At 73.5% G+C, this 14,907-nt stretch carries 14 protein-coding genes; 9 read left to right on the forward strand and 5 right to left on the reverse strand.

Annotated elements, in window-relative coordinates; all coding sequences use genetic code 11:
- Positions 1-15: 15 nt before the first annotated feature.
- Entirely contained in the window at positions 16-1,299 is a 1,284-nt protein-coding gene (locus tag DQE82_RS12580) for a histidine kinase (RefSeq protein WP_113972768.1), read from the forward strand.
- The gene (locus DQE82_RS12585; RefSeq protein WP_113972769.1) at positions 1,287-1,946 is read left to right on the forward strand and encodes a response regulator transcription factor; all 660 of its coding nucleotides are present in this window, start codon (positions 1,287-1,289) and stop codon (positions 1,944-1,946) included. The genes DQE82_RS12580 and DQE82_RS12585 overlap by 13 nt, the downstream gene beginning before the upstream one ends.
- Positions 1,947-1,953: 7 nt before the next feature.
- Here DQE82_RS12585 and DQE82_RS12590 read toward each other — a convergent pair whose 3' ends face one another.
- Complete coding sequence (locus DQE82_RS12590; RefSeq protein WP_043323829.1) at positions 1,954-2,376, reverse strand: thioesterase family protein; 423 nt, start codon at positions 2,374-2,376, stop codon at positions 1,954-1,956.
- A 72-nt stretch (positions 2,377-2,448) separates the two neighbouring features.
- Here DQE82_RS12590 and DQE82_RS12595 point away from each other — a divergent pair, with 72 nt between their 5' ends.
- Positions 2,449-3,192, forward strand: a complete 744-nt coding sequence (locus tag DQE82_RS12595; RefSeq protein ID WP_233514654.1) for an N-acetyltransferase — start codon at positions 2,449-2,451, stop codon at positions 3,190-3,192.
- Between the two features lie 7 nt (positions 3,193-3,199).
- On the opposite strand, the gene DQE82_RS12600 is transcribed toward DQE82_RS12595, so the two are convergent.
- The gene (locus tag DQE82_RS12600) at positions 3,200-3,505 is read right to left on the reverse strand and encodes a DUF1330 domain-containing protein (RefSeq protein ID WP_043323825.1); all 306 of its coding nucleotides are present in this window, start codon (positions 3,503-3,505) and stop codon (positions 3,200-3,202) included.
- A gap of 165 nt (positions 3,506-3,670) precedes the next feature.
- Between DQE82_RS12600 and DQE82_RS12605 the strand changes: the two genes are divergently transcribed.
- Both DQE82_RS12605 and DQE82_RS12610 read left to right on the forward strand, forming a co-directional pair.
- Positions 3,671-4,633, forward strand: a complete 963-nt coding sequence (locus DQE82_RS12605) for a hypothetical protein (RefSeq protein ID WP_113972771.1) — start codon at positions 3,671-3,673, stop codon at positions 4,631-4,633.
- Between the two features lie 40 nt (positions 4,634-4,673).
- Positions 4,674-5,006, forward strand: coding sequence for a putative quinol monooxygenase (locus DQE82_RS12610; RefSeq protein WP_043323822.1), 333 nt, complete (start codon positions 4,674-4,676; stop codon positions 5,004-5,006).
- 52 nt (positions 5,007-5,058) lie between these two features.
- Here the strand turns inward: DQE82_RS12610 and DQE82_RS12615 are convergent, their stop codons facing one another.
- Positions 5,059-5,904 carry a S1 family peptidase gene (locus tag DQE82_RS12615; RefSeq protein ID WP_113972772.1) on the reverse strand — a complete coding sequence of 282 codons (846 nt, stop codon included), beginning with the start codon at positions 5,902-5,904 and terminating at the stop codon, positions 5,059-5,061.
- Between the two features lie 382 nt (positions 5,905-6,286).
- Here DQE82_RS12615 and DQE82_RS12620 point away from each other — a divergent pair, with 382 nt between their 5' ends.
- The gene (locus DQE82_RS12620; RefSeq protein ID WP_043323818.1) at positions 6,287-7,735 is read left to right on the forward strand and encodes an endo-1,4-beta-xylanase; all 1,449 of its coding nucleotides are present in this window, start codon (positions 6,287-6,289) and stop codon (positions 7,733-7,735) included.
- A 115-nt stretch (positions 7,736-7,850) separates the two neighbouring features.
- Positions 7,851-8,786, forward strand: coding sequence for a superoxide dismutase (locus tag DQE82_RS12625; protein WP_113972773.1), 936 nt, complete (start codon positions 7,851-7,853; stop codon positions 8,784-8,786).
- A 38-nt stretch (positions 8,787-8,824) separates the two neighbouring features.
- Here DQE82_RS12625 and DQE82_RS12630 read toward each other — a convergent pair whose 3' ends face one another.
- Together DQE82_RS12630 and DQE82_RS12635 are read right to left on the reverse strand one after the other, a co-directional pair.
- Complete coding sequence (locus DQE82_RS12630; RefSeq protein ID WP_181373756.1) at positions 8,825-10,399, reverse strand: Na+/H+ antiporter; 1,575 nt, start codon at positions 10,397-10,399, stop codon at positions 8,825-8,827.
- Positions 10,400-10,477: 78 nt separating this feature from the next.
- Positions 10,478-11,098, reverse strand: a complete 621-nt coding sequence (locus DQE82_RS12635) for an L-threonylcarbamoyladenylate synthase (RefSeq protein WP_064445853.1) — start codon at positions 11,096-11,098, stop codon at positions 10,478-10,480.
- 96 nt (positions 11,099-11,194) lie between these two features.
- Between DQE82_RS12635 and DQE82_RS12640 the strand changes: the two genes are divergently transcribed.
- Together DQE82_RS12640 and DQE82_RS12645 are read left to right on the forward strand one after the other, a co-directional pair.
- Positions 11,195-11,557: a hypothetical protein gene (locus tag DQE82_RS12640; RefSeq protein ID WP_064445852.1), complete on the forward strand. Its 363-nt coding sequence runs from the start codon at positions 11,195-11,197 to the stop codon at positions 11,555-11,557.
- 260 nt (positions 11,558-11,817) lie between these two features.
- Entirely contained in the window at positions 11,818-14,802 is a 2,985-nt protein-coding gene (locus tag DQE82_RS12645) for a glycosyl hydrolase (protein WP_113972774.1), read from the forward strand.
- Positions 14,803-14,907: the final 105 nt, after the last annotated feature.

Below are 14,907 nucleotides of genomic sequence, written 5' to 3' on the forward strand. Positions count from 1 at the left end.
GGCTAGCGTCACGGCATGACCGTTGATCACGGGCTGGCGGCAGCGTTGCGCCGCCGCCGCTACCTGCTGTCCGCGTGGCCGTGGCGGGCCCTGGCGTACGCCGTCACGACCCTGCCCCTGGCCGGCGCGGCGGCGCTCGGCGCGGCGGTGGTCGCCGCGCCGCTGCTGCTGGTGGCCGGCGCGCTGCGGCGGGGCCGCCCGGTCGACGCCACGGCGCTGGCGGTGCTGGCCGTGCTGGCGCTGGCGGTGGTGGCGCTCGCGCCGCTGGCCGGCGCGCCGGTGGCGGCCGTCGAGCGGTGGCGTCTCGGCCTGGTCGACGACCGCCCGGTGACCGCGCCGAAATGGCGGGGACTCGTCGCCCGCTTCACCACCGCCGACGGGTGGCGGGAGGGCGCGTACCTGGCGGTGCTGGGTGTGGCGGTGCCGCTGGCGTACGGGATGTTCGGTCTGCTCGTGCTGCTGGACGTGGCGCTGGTGGCCGGTCCGTGGCTGGCCGGCGGCGAGGACCGCATCGTGCTGATCTGGGCCACTGTCGACTCCCCCGCCGAGGCGGTGCCGTACGCGGTCGCCGGTCTGCTGGCGGTCCCCGCGCTGGTCTACCTGGCCGGTCTGCTCGTCGCGGCCCAGGCGGCGGTGACCCGCCTGCTGCTCGACGACGCGCCCGGCGGGACGGCGCTGCGCGAGGTGACCCGGTCCCGGGCCCGCCTGGTGAGCGCCTACGAGGCCGAGCGCCGCCGCGTCGAGCGGGACGTGCACGACGGCGTGCAGCCGCGCCTGACCAGCCTCACCCTCCAGCTCGGGCTGGCCCGCCTCGACGTGCCGGACGGCTCCCCGGCGGCGAAGCCGCTCGCGGCGGCGCACGAGCAGGCCAAGGAGCTGATGGTGACGTTGCGCGGGATCGTCCAGGGCATCCGCCCGCAGCAGCTCACCGAACTCGGCCTGGCCGCCGCCGTCGGTGATCTGGCCGCCCGGTCGGTCGTCCCGGTCACCGTGCACGCCGACCTGACCCGCCCGGTGCCGGACCTGGTGCAGACCACCGCCTGGTACGTGGTCTCGGAGACGCTCGGCAACGTGGCCCGGCACTCCGGGGCGACCCGGGCGCAGGTGCGCCTGATCCGCGACGAACGACTGCTGGTGGTGGAGGTGCGCGACGACGGCCGGGGCGGCGCCGACCCGGCGCGCGGCACCGGTCTGACCGGGCTCGCGGACCGGGTGGCGGCGGTGGACGGGCGGCTGCTGCTGTCCAGCCCGCCCGGTGGGCCTACCCTCGTGCGGGTGGAGCTGCCGTGCCGTCCGTGATCCGGGTCGTCCTGGCCGAGGACGAGGTGCTGCTCCGGGAGGGCCTGGTGGGCCTGCTGACCCGGTTCGGTTTCGCGGTGGACGCCGCCGTCGGCTCCGCCCCGGACCTGCTCGACGCGGTCCGCACCCACCGGCCCGACCTGCTGGTGACCGACATCCGGATGCCGCCGCAGCACCGCGACGACGGCCTGCGGGCGGCGGTCGCGCTGCGCGCCGAACGCCCGGACCTCGCCGTGGTGGTGCTCAGCCAGCACGTGCAGAGCGGGTACGCCGCCGCGCTGCTCGACAGCGGCGACGGCAACCGGGTCGGCTACCTGCTCAAGGACCGGGTGGCGGACGTCGAGGAGTTCGCCGCGACGCTGCGCCGGGTGGCAACCGGCGGCACCGCCGTCGACCCGGACGTGGTGCGGCACCTGCTGCGCCGCCCGCGCGACCCGCTCGGCGCGCTGTCCCCCCGTGAACGGGAGGTGCTGGGCCTGGTCGCCGAGGGCCACTCCAACAGCGCGATCGCGGCGCGGCTGCACGTGACCGAGGCGGCGATCGGCAAGCACGTGGGCAACATCCTGGCCAAGCTCGGCCTGCCGCCGGACGAGGACACCAACCGGCGGGTGCTGGCAGTGCTCGCCCACCTGCGCGCGGCGGGCTGACCGGGCGCTACAGGCTCATCGGCGCGGGGTCGGTGGCCAGTGCCCGGAACCGCTCGCGCGGGTCGGGCACCAGCCGCCGTTCGGCGAGGTCGAGCAGGCCGCCGACGCCGGACACCGAGGCGACGGGGGTGCCGTCCGCGCGGGTGAACTCCTGGCCGATCCGGAACGTCTTGCCCTCGCCCCAGTGGAACTCGCAGGTCACGTCGACCTCGTCGCCGCCGCGCAGCTCCCGCAGGTAACGCACAGTCACCTCCAGCGCGACCGGTCCGACGCCGCCGGCGATCAGCCGGTCCTGGCCGATGCCGGAGGCGCGCAGGCACTCCCAGCGGGCGTGCTCGGCGTACTGGAGGTAGACCGCCTGGTTGAGGTGCCCCTGCGTGTCGAGTTCGTAGCCGCGCACGGTGACGCGCACCCGGAACGGATCTGCCATGCCGGCAGCCTAACCAGCGGCGCGGCGGTAATCGGCGTGCGGTCCGGGCCGCGCGGCTCTAGCCTCCCCGGCGTGACTCTGGAGATCGTGACCCTGGCGCAGCGGCCCGACCTGGCGCCGCTGCTCGACACCGACTTCGACGGCGCTTGGCCGCCGTTCATGCTCTGGGATCCGATGGGCGCGCTCTACTACGGCGTCGCACACGAGACGTACCCCGAGTTCGTCTTCGCCGCCGTCGACCCGGCCGAGCCGGGCCGGGCCGTCGCCCGGGGCTACGCGGCGCCGTTGCGCTGGACCGAGGACGAGCTGCCCGACGGCGGCTGGGATCGGGTGATCCAGCGGGCCACGCTCGGCCGGCTCACCGGGTCCACCCCCAACCTGGTGTCCGCGCTGGAGATCTGCGTGCGCCCGGACCGGCGCGGCGGCGGGGTGTCCGGGCTGATGCTCGACGCCATGCGCGCGGCGGTGGCCCGCGCCGGGTTCGACACGCTGGTGGCGCCGGTGCGCCCGAACGGCAAGGCCGCCGCCCCGGACGTGCCGATGACCGAGTACGCGGCCCGCCGCCGCCCCGACGGTCTGCCGGCCGATCCGTGGCTGCGGGTGCACGTGCGGGCGGGCGGGGTGATCGAGCGGGTCGCGCCCCGGTCGATGACGGTGACCGGGACGCTCGCGGACTGGCGGCGCTGGACCGGGCTGCCGTTCGACACCTCCGGGCCGGTGCGGGTGCCTGGTGCGTTGACGCCGGTGCTCGTCGACGTCGACCACGACCACGCCGCGTACGTGGAGCCCAACGTGTGGGTGCGTCACCGGCTCTGACCGGTCGTCAGGCCGGCCAGGCGTGACCGATCCCGTCGAGCAGCAGGACCACGCCCTCGGTGGCCGCCTCCCGGTCCCGGGAGATCTCCCGGTACTCCGGCGAGGTGGACCAGCGCTCGAAGTCCTCCCGGCTGTCGAACGACAGCAGCACCGCCTTGTGGTGCGGCCACTCCCCCTCGACCACGCGCGGGCTGGTGTCGGCGGCGAGCAGCCGACCGCCGTAGCGGGCCAGCACCGGCGGGAAGGCGGCGGCATACCTGTCGTAGCGCGCCCGGTCGTGGATGGTGAGCTGCGCGAGGGCGTAGACGGTCACCGGCTCAGGCTACCGACCGCCCGAGCGCTCCGGCCTCGTCCGTCGGGCCGGATCCGCCGCCTCCGCGAGCCGGGTCGACTGTCCGGTGTGCTCTAGCCATTATGGCTCTGACCTGCGAATACTGGTAGCAGGTCCGGGCGGCGTGGGGGAAAGAGGTGGGGCACGATGATCGAGCAGGAGACCCAGCCGGAGGCCATACCCGAGCCCCGGAACACGCCGGAGGGCGGGCCGTCCCGGCCCGTCACGCCGGTTCCCGGCGCGGTGTGGCAGGTCCGCGTACGGACCAAACTCGACGACCTGTACCAGCAGCTCGCGGTGCTGTCCGCGCGCGACCCCGATCGGGCCGAGGCGCTGCGCGCGCAGCTGTCCCGGGTGGAGGTGGTGCTCGGACGCAGCGGCGTGGTCGAGTGGTTGCGCGGCGGCAACCTGGAGTACGCGTGGCAGACCATCCACTCGGTGGAGCGGGCCATGGTGGGGTTGCGCAGCCCGGACGAGCTGGCCGGGCTGCTGCCGGCGTACCGCAGCGCGGCGGCACAGGTGCTGCCGGCCGACGACAAGGTGCTCAGCGACCTCGACACCGCGACCGGCGGGGTGCCCGTGGAGTTGCTGCGCGCCCGGGTGCAGGCGCTGCTGCTGCGCTTCCACTCCGCGTCCGACGAGTTCCACGAGTCGGCGCGGCGGCTGCGCAACCGGATGCTGGGGCTGTCGGTGTTCGCGCTGGTGGCGGAGATCCTCGTGGTGCTGGTGCAGTGGCTCAGCCACGACGTCCGGCTGCTGGAGGCACCGACCGACGCCGGTGGCGTACCGGCCTGGCGGCTGCTGTTCTTCGTGCTGATCGCCGGGGCGCTCGGCGCGTTCCTCAGCGCGCTGCCGTCGATGATCACGTCCCGGTCCGGCGGGCTGCCCTACAAGCTGCCGTTCCAGCAGGGGCTGCTCAAGCTCGCGGTCGGCCCGCTGGTGGCGGTGGTCGGCATCATGCTGGTCATCGGCGGCCTGGTGGAGACCAGTGTGAGCAGCACCGCCGCGCTGCTGGGCCTGGCCATCGTGTTCGGCGCCGGGCAGCAGGCGGTCACCGCCTTCGCCGACCGGCGGGCGGCCGAACTGCTCGGCCCGGCGGCCAAGAGCTGATCAGGCGCGGGTCACCGGCGGCCCTGGGTAGCCTGATCCCATGATCTTCATTACCGCCAAGTTCCGGGTCCGCCCCGAAGACGCCGACAACTGGCCGCGGATCGCCGCCGACTTCACCGCCGCGACCCGGGCCGAGCCCGGCTGCCTGTGGTTCGACTGGTCCCGCAGCCTGGACGACCCGACCGAGTACGTGCTGGTCGAGGCGTTCCGCGACGACGAGGCGGGCGCGGCGCACGTGCAGTCGGAGCACTTCCGCGAAGCCCAGCGCACGCTGCCGCCGCACCTGGCCGAGACGCCCCGGATCGTCAACGTGACGGTGCCGCAGCAGGACTGGTCGCGCCTGGGCGAGATGGCCGTACCCGGCGACGCCTGACCGGACGGCGCAACTGCGCGCGGGCGGCGCGGCGGGCCGCCCGCGCGGCCGGTCAGGGGATGGTCAGGCCGTAGGCGGCGAGGATCTCCAGGATCGGCTGGTAGTAGCTGGTGCCACCGCTCGTGCAGTTGCCACTGCCGCCGGACAGCACGCCGAGGACGACGCCGGTCGCGGCCACGTAGAGCGGTCCGCCGCTGTCCCCCGGCTCGGCGCAGATGTTCGTGCGGATCAGCCCGGTGACGCTGCCCTCGGCGTAGTTGACTGTGGCGTTCAGCCCGGTGACGGTGCCGCACCGTACGCCCGTGGTGGCGCCGCTGCGGCAGACCGCCTGCCCGACGTACGCGCTGCCGGCGGCGGTTACGGTGACCTGCCCCGGGTAGGTGTGGATCGCGCTCGGGTGGGCGGCGGTTCCGGTGTAGCGGACCACGCCGTAGTCGTTGCCGGGGAAGCTGCTGCCGGTCCGGCTGCCCAGCACCGTCGTGCGGGCGCTGTCGGCGTACCAGGTGGCGGCGAGGCGCGTGCAGTGTCCGGCGGTGACGAAGTACCAGGTGGCGCCGCTGCGCACGTTCGCGCCCAGTGAACAGCGCCCGCCGCCGCCGTAGATCGCCTGACCGGCGGCGATGAGCGTACGCAGCCGCCCGGGTTCGTGGCGCAGCACCGCGCCGGCCCGGGCCGCGGTCCGGCGCAGCGCGGCCAGCTCGCTGCCGCGTACCGTGTCGTCGGCGGTGACCGTGAGCCGGCCGGTGGCCGGGTCGTGCTCCCAGGCGGTGCCGGGCGTGCGGATCCCGGCGAGCGCGGCGGGCCCGGCCGGTGGAGTGGCGACGCCGGCCCGGGCGACCGCCGGAGCGCCGGTCAGCAGGACGGCGAGGACGAGTACGACGAGCGCGGGTCGGCGCATCCTCCGGGACCTCCTCCATCGTCTACGGTCGATTGGCACAGCATCAGCCCGCGGGCGCGATCCACTCAACCGGCAGAACCGGCGATTCCCGAAACTTCCGGAGTCGCGGCCGGCGGTGCGCGCGCCCGTCCCCCCGCGCCCGCCCTCGGATTCCCGCCCTCCACCCGCCACCGCGTGCCCCGATGTCGACGCATCGAGGTGATTAAGTTTTCGGAACGCTTCCGGTAGGCTCCGGGCAGAGATTCGCTTCGATCCACTCACGATGTGCCGGGGAGTCGCTCCCCGAGTTGGCGCGGCCACCGGGCGACCGCGCGGAGCCGACATCGTGGCGGGCGGTGGCCGAGGCGAGCCGATCCCATTGACAGGCTAGAGAGGCGTTCAGATGGACAAGGTGCTCGCCCGCGGCAGCGGGAGCGCGGCAGCCCGGTCACGCCCGCGGACCGCTGTGGTCGCGATGGTGGCGGGGGCCGCGATGGTCGCCGCCACGATAGCGGTGGCGACCAGCGCCAGCGCCGGCACGACGCTCGGCGCGTCGGCGGCGGAGCAGGGCCGGTACTTCGGCACGGCGGTGGCGGTGAACAAGTTGTCCGACAGCACGTACGTCGGCATCCTGAACCGCGAGTTCAACATGGTCACCGCCGAGAACGAGATGAAATGGGACGCCACCGAGCCGTCCCGGAACCAGTTCAACTTCACCAACGGCGACCGGCTCGTCGCGCACGCCCAGGCCAACGGCATGCGGGTGCGCGGCCACGCGCTGCTCTGGCACCAGCAGCAGCCCGGGTGGACGGGAAGCCTGTCCGGCAGCGCGTTGCGCGACGCGATGATCAACCACGTCACCCAGGTCGCCACCCACTACCGGGGCAAGATCCACTCCTGGGACGTGGTGAACGAGGCGTTCGACGACGGCAACAGCGGCGCCCGCCGCAACTCGAACCTCCAGCAGACCGGCAACGACTGGATCGAGGCCGCGTTCCGTGCCGCGCGCGCCGCCGACCCGGGCGCCAAGCTCTGCTACAACGACTACAACATCGACAACTGGAGCTGGGCCAAGACCCAGGGCGTCTACAACATGGTGCGGGACTTCAAGTCCCGGGGCGTGCCGATCGACTGCGTCGGCCTCCAGTCGCACTTCAACAGCGGGTCGCCGTACCCGAGCAACTACCGCACCACGCTGCAGAACTTCGCCGCGCTCGGCGTCGACGTGCAGATCACCGAGCTGGACATCGAGGGCTCCGGCAGCAGCCAGGCCACCTCGTACGGCAACGTGACCCGGGACTGCCTGGCGGTGGCGCGCTGCAACGGCATCACCGTGTGGGGCATCCGCGACACCGACTCGTGGCGGGCCAGCGGCACCCCGCTGCTGTTCGACGGCAGCGGCAACAAGAAGCAGGCGTACACCGCCGTGCTGAACGCGCTCAACGAGGGCGGCACCCCGCCGCCCACCACCGCGCCGCCGACCAGCACCCCGCCCACCTCGACGCCGCCGACCAGCACGCCGCCGACCAGTGAGCCGCCGACGACGACTCCGCCGCCGACCGGCGCCTGCACCGCCACGATCACCACCAACCAGTGGCCGGGCGGCTTCGTCACCAACGTACGGATCACCGCGGGTTCCAGCGGGCTCAACGGGTGGACCGTGTCGCTCACCGTGCCCTCGGGCTCGGCGGTCACGAACACCTGGAGCGCCCAGGCCAGCGGCACCACCGGCGCGGTGACGTTCCGCAACGTGGACTACAACCGCCAGGTCGGTGCCGGTGGCACCACCGAGTTCGGATTCCAGGGCACCGGCACGGCGCCCTCCGGCACGCCGGCCTGCGCGGCCGGCTGACAGTCGGCGCGACCCGGCACGGGAGCACCGTGCCGGGTCGCGTCCCCGGCGGTCGCCGGCCGCGACCGTACAGTGGGGCAGGTCCTGTTCCACCGTTTCGTCCGGAAGGACCACAGTGAACCGACGCATCAGGACCGTCCTCGGCGTCGCCCTGGCCGCCACCCTCGTCACCACCGCCGCCCCGGCCCCCGCCGCCTCCGCCCACGACCGCCGTCCCACGGTCATCACGCTGCCGGACGGCTTCCAGCCGGAGGGCGTCGCCGCCGCCGGCCGCTACGCCTGGTTCGGGTCGCGGGCCACCGGTGAGATCTACCGCGCCGACCTGATCACCGGGGCGGGCAAGCAGGTCAGCCCCGCCACCGGCACCCCGTCGCTCGGCCTGAAGGTCGACGCGCGGGGCCGGCTCTTCGTCGCCGGCGGCACCGCCGGGGACGCCCGGGTCGTCGACACCCGCACCGGCGCCGTGCTCGCGAGCTACCGGTTCGCCGAGGCGCCGACGTTCGTCAACGACGTGACGCTCACCCGCGACGCCGCCTGGTTCACCGACTCGAACCGGCCGGTGCTCTACCGCCTGCCGCTCGGACGCGGCGGCAAGCTGCCGCCCGCCGACGGCTTCACCACGCTGCCGCTGACCGGTGACTTCCAGCAGACCGGCACCGGCGTCAACCTCAACGGCATCGCGCCCACCCCGGACGGGCGCGCGCTGATCGTCGTGCAGTCGAACACCGGCACGCTGTTCCGGGTGGACCCGGCCACCGGCGTCACCACCGCCGTCGACGTGCCGGGCGCCACCTTCCTCAACGGTGACGGCCTGCTGCTGCTCGGCCGCAGGCTGTACGTGGTGCAGAATTTCCTCAACCAGGTCGCCGTGGTCGACCTGAACCGCGCCGGCACGGCCGGCGTCGCCCGAGGCGTCATCACCGACCCGGGCTTCGACGTGCCGACCACGGTGGCCGCCGCGCTCGGCCGGCTCTACCTGCCGAACGGCCGGTTCACCACCCCGCCGACTCCGACCACCCCGTACACGGTCGTCGCTGTCGACGCGCGCTGAGCCACGCCGGCCGCCACCCTCTCCGGGTGGCGGCCGGTTCACTCCTCCATCTCCGGCCCGAGCAGGCGGATCTCCTCGATGTCGATGGCCGCCTGGAGCTGCCGCAGCACCACGTCGTCGATCTGCCTGGTGTTGCGCAGCCGGGTGATCTCCTGCCGCTTGTGGTCGAGCACCCGCAACCGCAGCCGGCGGGCCATCTCCCGCTCCCCCTCCGCCTCCTCGCCGCCGGGGTCGCGCGCGGCGGCCAGGTGGTCCTCGTAGTCGGCGCGCAGCCGGTCCACCGTGTCCTGGGTGGCGCCCACGTCGCTGGCGGCCCGGGGCAGCGCCTCCAGGGCTGCCTCGGTGGCCCGGATCCGGGCCCAGCGCACCTCGTCGTCGCGTTCCCGGTCGCCGGTCAGACCGGCCCAGCTCACGACGGCGGGCAGCGTGGTGCCCTGCACCAGCATGATCAGCACGATCACCACCACGGTCACGAAGATGATCAGGTCGCGTTCGCGCACGTTGCTGCCGTCGTGCATGGTGACCGGCACGGCCAGCGCGGCCGCGAGCGAGACGGCGCCGCGGAACCCGGCCCAGCCCACCGCGGTACGCATGCGGAAGTCGAAGTGCCGCGCCCGGCTCGACTCCCGCCGGTCCGCCCGTTGCAGCGCCGACACCGACAGGTGCACCCAGAGCAGCCGGATCATCACCACGACCAGGGCGACGAGCACCGCGATGCCGAGCGACGCGGCCGGCGAGTGGCTGGTGATGCTGCGCAGTGAACGCGGCACCTGCGTGCCGAGCAGCACGAACAGGCCGCCGTTGATCATGAAGGTGGAGAGGTCCCAGAACGCGAACGCGGTGACCCGGGAGCGGGCCCGGATCACCCGGGGCGCGGCGTAGGACAGCAACAGTCCGGATACCACCACCGCGAGCACGCCGCTGGCGTGCACCGCGTCGGCGAGCAGGAACGCGACGAACGGGGTGAGGATGCTCAGCCCGCCCTCGCGCATCGGGTCGTCGACGTGCTTGCGGATCAGCACCACGACCGCGCCGACGAGCAGTCCCGCGGCCACGCCGCCGGCCGACTTGCCGATGAACTCGCCGGTGAGCAGCAGCGGCCCGGGCACCGTCCCGCCCGCGATCACGCCGGCCGCCACGGCGAAGAGCACGAGCGCCGTACCGTCGTTGACCAGGCTCTCCGCGCGCAGCGTGGTGAGGATGCCGCGCGGCATCCGTTTGGCCAGGCCGGCCACGGCGGCGGCGTCGGTGGGGGCCAGGACCGCGCCGAGCACCCAGGCGGCGGACGCCGCCACGCCGAGAGCCTGCGCGGTGAACGCGACAGCGGCCATCGTGATGATCACCAGCACGACGGCGAGGCCGATGATCACCACCAGGTTGGCGCGGATCTCGCGCAGGCTGATGACCAGACTCTCCCGGTAGAGGATGGCCGGGAGGAACAGCACCAGCACGACCTCGGGCTCGAGGATCAGGTTGTCGAACGGCGGCAGCAGGCCGATCAGCGCGCCCATGGCGATCAGCAGCACGGGCGGCGCGACGCTGTAGCGACCGCCGATCGTGGTCCCGACGAGCACTGTCGCGCCGAGCACCGTGATCAGCAGGAGTGCTTCCACGCCGTACCCCCGTCACCGTTCCCCCGGGTCCCTACCGTGCCCCACGACGGCGCCCGGACGGGGCGGAATCGGTGATCGTTACTCGAAGCGGGCCGGGTCTCCGGCGCCGCGACGCAGGATCTCCGGCTCCTCGCCGGACAGGTCGACCACGGTGGTCGGCTCGAGCCCGCAGTCACCGGCGTCGACCACGGCGTCGATCAGGTGGTCGAGCCGTTCCTTGATCTCCCAGCCCTGGGTCATCGGCTCGTCCTCGCCGGGCAGCAGCAGCGTGCTGGACAGCAGCGGCTCACCCAGTTCGGCCAGCAGCGCCTGGGTCACCGTGTGGCTCGGCACGCGCGCCCCGACCACCCGCCGGCGCGGGTCCTGCAACCGCCGGGGCACCTCGGCGGTGGCCGGCAGCAGGAACGTGTAGCTGCCCGGGATGACGGACTTGACCTGGCGGAAGACCGCATTGCTGAGCTTGACGAACTGGCCGAGCTGGGCGAAGTCGGCGCACACGAGCGTGAACGGGTGACGGTCGTCGAGCCGCCGGATCTCGCGGATGCGTTCCACGCCGTCGCGGTTGCCGATCCGGCAGCCGAGCGCGTAGCAGGAGTCCGTCGGGTACGCGATCACCCCGTCGGCGCGCAGCAGGTCCACCACCTGCCGGATCACGCGGGGCTGGGGGTTGTCCGGATGCAGGTCGTAGTACCTCGCCACGACGGCCAGCCTATGCCCGCGACCTGGCGGGCGCAGGTTTGGCCGGGGCGGTTTCCGGAAACAGGTGGGGGCCGTTCACGACAGGGGGACCGAATCATGTCCGAAGCCAGCACAGACCGCGTCACCGACCGCCCCGCGGAGGTGACCGATCCGCTGCTGTGGGACCTGGCCGCCGCGGTGGCAGACGCGCACCAGCCCGACGCCGAACGTGTCTGCGCGAGCCCGAGCTGCGCCGGGGCCGCCTGGCCCTGCGGCGCGTGGAACAACGCGCAGGCGGGGCTGAGCGCCGCCCGGGCGCCCCGGCAGTCCGCCGCGCCCCGGCAGTCCGCCGGCTCGCCGCAGTCCGCCTCGCGGCCCGTCGCCGGACAGCCGGGCGTCAGCCGGCCCGGTGCCGCCGGTGAGCCGGGCACGGCCGCGGCACGGACCGACGCGCGGAGCCTCGCCGCCACCGCCGCCTGACGCAGCGTAGGCACACGCGTCCTCACGCCGCCCCCGGCCGCCTCGGCCCGGGGCGGCGCTCGTGCGCACCGTCGAGCCTGGTCAGCGCGCTTCGTGAGGTGATCGAAGGGTCGGTCGCGTGTGCGGGAGAGCGCTCTCTTCGGTAACAAGACATTGACGGATCCGTAACCCGAACCTTACTGTCCCTTCTCAAGAGAGCGCTCTCACGACTGCCGCACCACCACTCCGTACCCCGCCTTCTCCTCGTGAAGGGGACCTCCATGACCCTCCTGCGGGACTTCTCTCCCGACCCCGTACCCCCGACCGCGCCCGTCCGGTCCCCGGCCCGCCGTCGCGGTCTGCGGGCGACCGCCCTCGTCGCCGCGTCCGTGCTGGCCGCCGGCCTGCTGGGCGCCGTGGTCGGCGGCGGCGGCACCGCCACCGCCGGCGCCGTCGGCGCGGGCAGCTACACCGAGACGCTGCCGCCCGGCGCCCTGCTGCCCAAGGGCTGCGGCGCGATCAGCACCAACCCGCGCATCTTCACCACCGCCGACGCGCCCGCCGGCGCCATCCCCACGAACGACTGGTGGTCGTCGCTGATCTGGAAGCGCAACAACTGCGCCGGCAGCGAGAACCTGCACGCCCACCCGCTGGCGTTCAAGGCCGAGAACAACGGGCTCGGCCTGTCGTACACCACCACGCCCGCCATCAGCGGCACCGCGACCGGCGTCGGCGAGTTCCACTACCCGTACGGCGAGGACGTCCGCGTCGGGATGCCCGGACTGTCGGCGCCGGTGGTCAAGGCCGCCGGCTGGAGCGACTGGACGGTCACCGCCGACTGGAGCGACGGCAGCCGCACCATGCGCGCCACCATCGGCCACGGGCTGCCGTTCAGCTACTACACGGTCAGCGGCGGCACCGCGCAGCTCACCGCCACCGCGACACCCACCGTGTGGCGCAACTCCGGCGCCACCATCGGCTTCACGGTCAACGGCCACGACTACGTCGCGTACGCCCCCACCGGCGCGACCTGGACCGTCAACGGCGCCGGCATCAGCTCGACGCTGGCCGGCAAGGGGTACTTCTCGGTGGCGGTGCTGCCCGGCGGCGGTGACCGGGCCGCCTTGGCCGACACCTACGGCCGGTACGCCCACGCCCACGTCACCGGCACCCGGATGAGCTACACGTACGACCCGTCGGCGGGAACCGTGCGCACCACGTACGCGTTCACCACCACGCCCCGCGAGGGCAGCGAGACGAAGACCGTGGTGGCGCTCTACCCGCACCAGTGGCGCAGCCTCACCGGCGCCACCCCGATCACCCCGACGTACGTCTCGGCGCGCGGCGCCATGCGGGTGCTCACCGGCGTGCCGTCGTTCACCACCACGATGCGCTTCACCGGCGTGCTGCCCGAGGTGCCCGCCGTCGGCGACTCCAGCGGCGCCGACCTGGCCACCGTCACCGGCTACCTGAACGCCGAGCAGGGCAACCCGGAAGGCGTCAGCGGCACCGACACGTACTGGGCCGGCAAGGGACTCGGCCGGGCCGCCCGGATCGCCGAGATCGCCGACCAGCTCGGGCAGACCTCGGTCCGCGACGCGGCGGTGACCGCGATGAAGAACCGGCTGACCAACTGGCTCACCGCGAGCTCGGGCGAGACCGGCCAGCTCTTCTACTACGACCGCAACTGGGGCACGCTCATCGGCTACCCCGCCTCGTACGGCTCCGACGAGGACCTCAACGACCACCACTTCCACTACGGCTACTTCATCGCCGCCGCCGCCACGGTCGCCAAGTTCGACCCCGGATGGGCCGACGACAGCCGCTACGGCGGCATGATCGACCTGCTCATCCGCGACGCCAACAACTACGACCGCGCCGACAGCCGCTTCCCCTACCTGCGGGACTTCGACATCTACGCCGGGCACGACTGGGCCTCCGGGCTGGCGCCGTTCTTCGCCGGCAACAACCAGGAGTCCTCGTCGGAGGGGATGAACTTCGCCAACGCGCTGATCCAGTGGGGTCAGGCCACCGGCGACACCGCCGTGCGCGACGCCGGGGTCTACCTGTGGACCACCCAGTCCGCGGCCATCTCCGAGTACTGGTTCGACGTGTACGACCAGAACTTCCCGGCCGCGTTCGGGCACAAGACCGTCGGCATGGTGTGGGGCGACGGCGGGTCGTACTCCACCTGGTTCTCCGCGGCGCCGGAGATGATCCAGGGCATCAACATGCTGCCGATCACCGGCGGTCACCTCTACCTGGGCGACTTCCCCGAGTACGTCAAGGCCAACTACGCCGAGCTGGTCACCAACAAGGGCGGCCCGCCGACGGTGTGGCAGGACATCATCTGGGAGTTCCTGGCCCTCGGCGACGGCGAGCAGGCGCTGCGCAACTTCCGCGCGAACAGCGGGTTCACCAGCGAGGAGGGCGAGAGCAAGGCGCACACGTTCCACTGGATCCGCAACCTGGCCGCGCTCGGCACCGTGGACACCACGGTCACCGCGAACCACCCGCTGGCGAAGGTGTTCGTCAAGAACGGCGTCCGCACCTACGTGGCGTCGAACATCACCGCCCGGCCGCTCACCGTCACGTTCTCCAACGGCGTCACGCTCGCCGTGCCGGCCGGCAAGACCGCCACGTCCGGGGCGTACACGTGGAGCGGCGGCAACGCCACCGGCGGCGGGACCGTGCCGACCGGCACGCCGACGACCTCGACGCCCAGCCCCACCCCCACCACCGCGAGTCCCACGCCGACCTCCGCCAGCCCCAGCCCGACGGGTACGGGCAGCGCGCTGAAGCCGGTCCGGTACCTGCGCTCGGGCGGCGGGCTGGACGGCAACGCCGGCACCGCCGGCACGGTGAACGTGGCGGCGGCGAACGGCAACCACGACGGCACGCCGACCAACCCGCAGGTGTTCACGGCCACCGGGCTGACCGGCACGTACACCGGCGGGGCGACCGCCTTCGACCTGGCCGTCGACGCCGGCACGGCGATCGGCAACGGCGTCCAGATCCGGGTCTCCTACGACCTGACCGGCAACGGCAGCGTCGAGCGGGTGGAGACCTACCGGTACTTCGCCACCGATCCGATCCCGGGCGCGGAGCGCTACCGGCAGACCCAGGGCCTGCTCTCGGCCACCGGCACGCTGGGCAATCTGTCCGGCGGCACGGTACGCGTCGAGGTGTGGAACGCCATCGGCGGCGCGCCCACGATCCTCGGCGTCGGCAACGGCTCGACTGTCACGCTGCCGTACGGTTCCTGACCCGAAGCTCCTGAACGCGCGACTCCGGCGCCCCGGCCCTCGTGGCCGGGGCGCCGGCTCGATGCGTCCCCGGCCACGACCGCCGTCGCCGGCGGCCCGACGGGA

The sequence above is a fragment of the Micromonospora sp. LHW51205 genome, assembly GCF_003315815.1.
GTDB lineage: Bacteria > Actinomycetota > Actinomycetes > Mycobacteriales > Micromonosporaceae > Micromonospora > Micromonospora chalcea.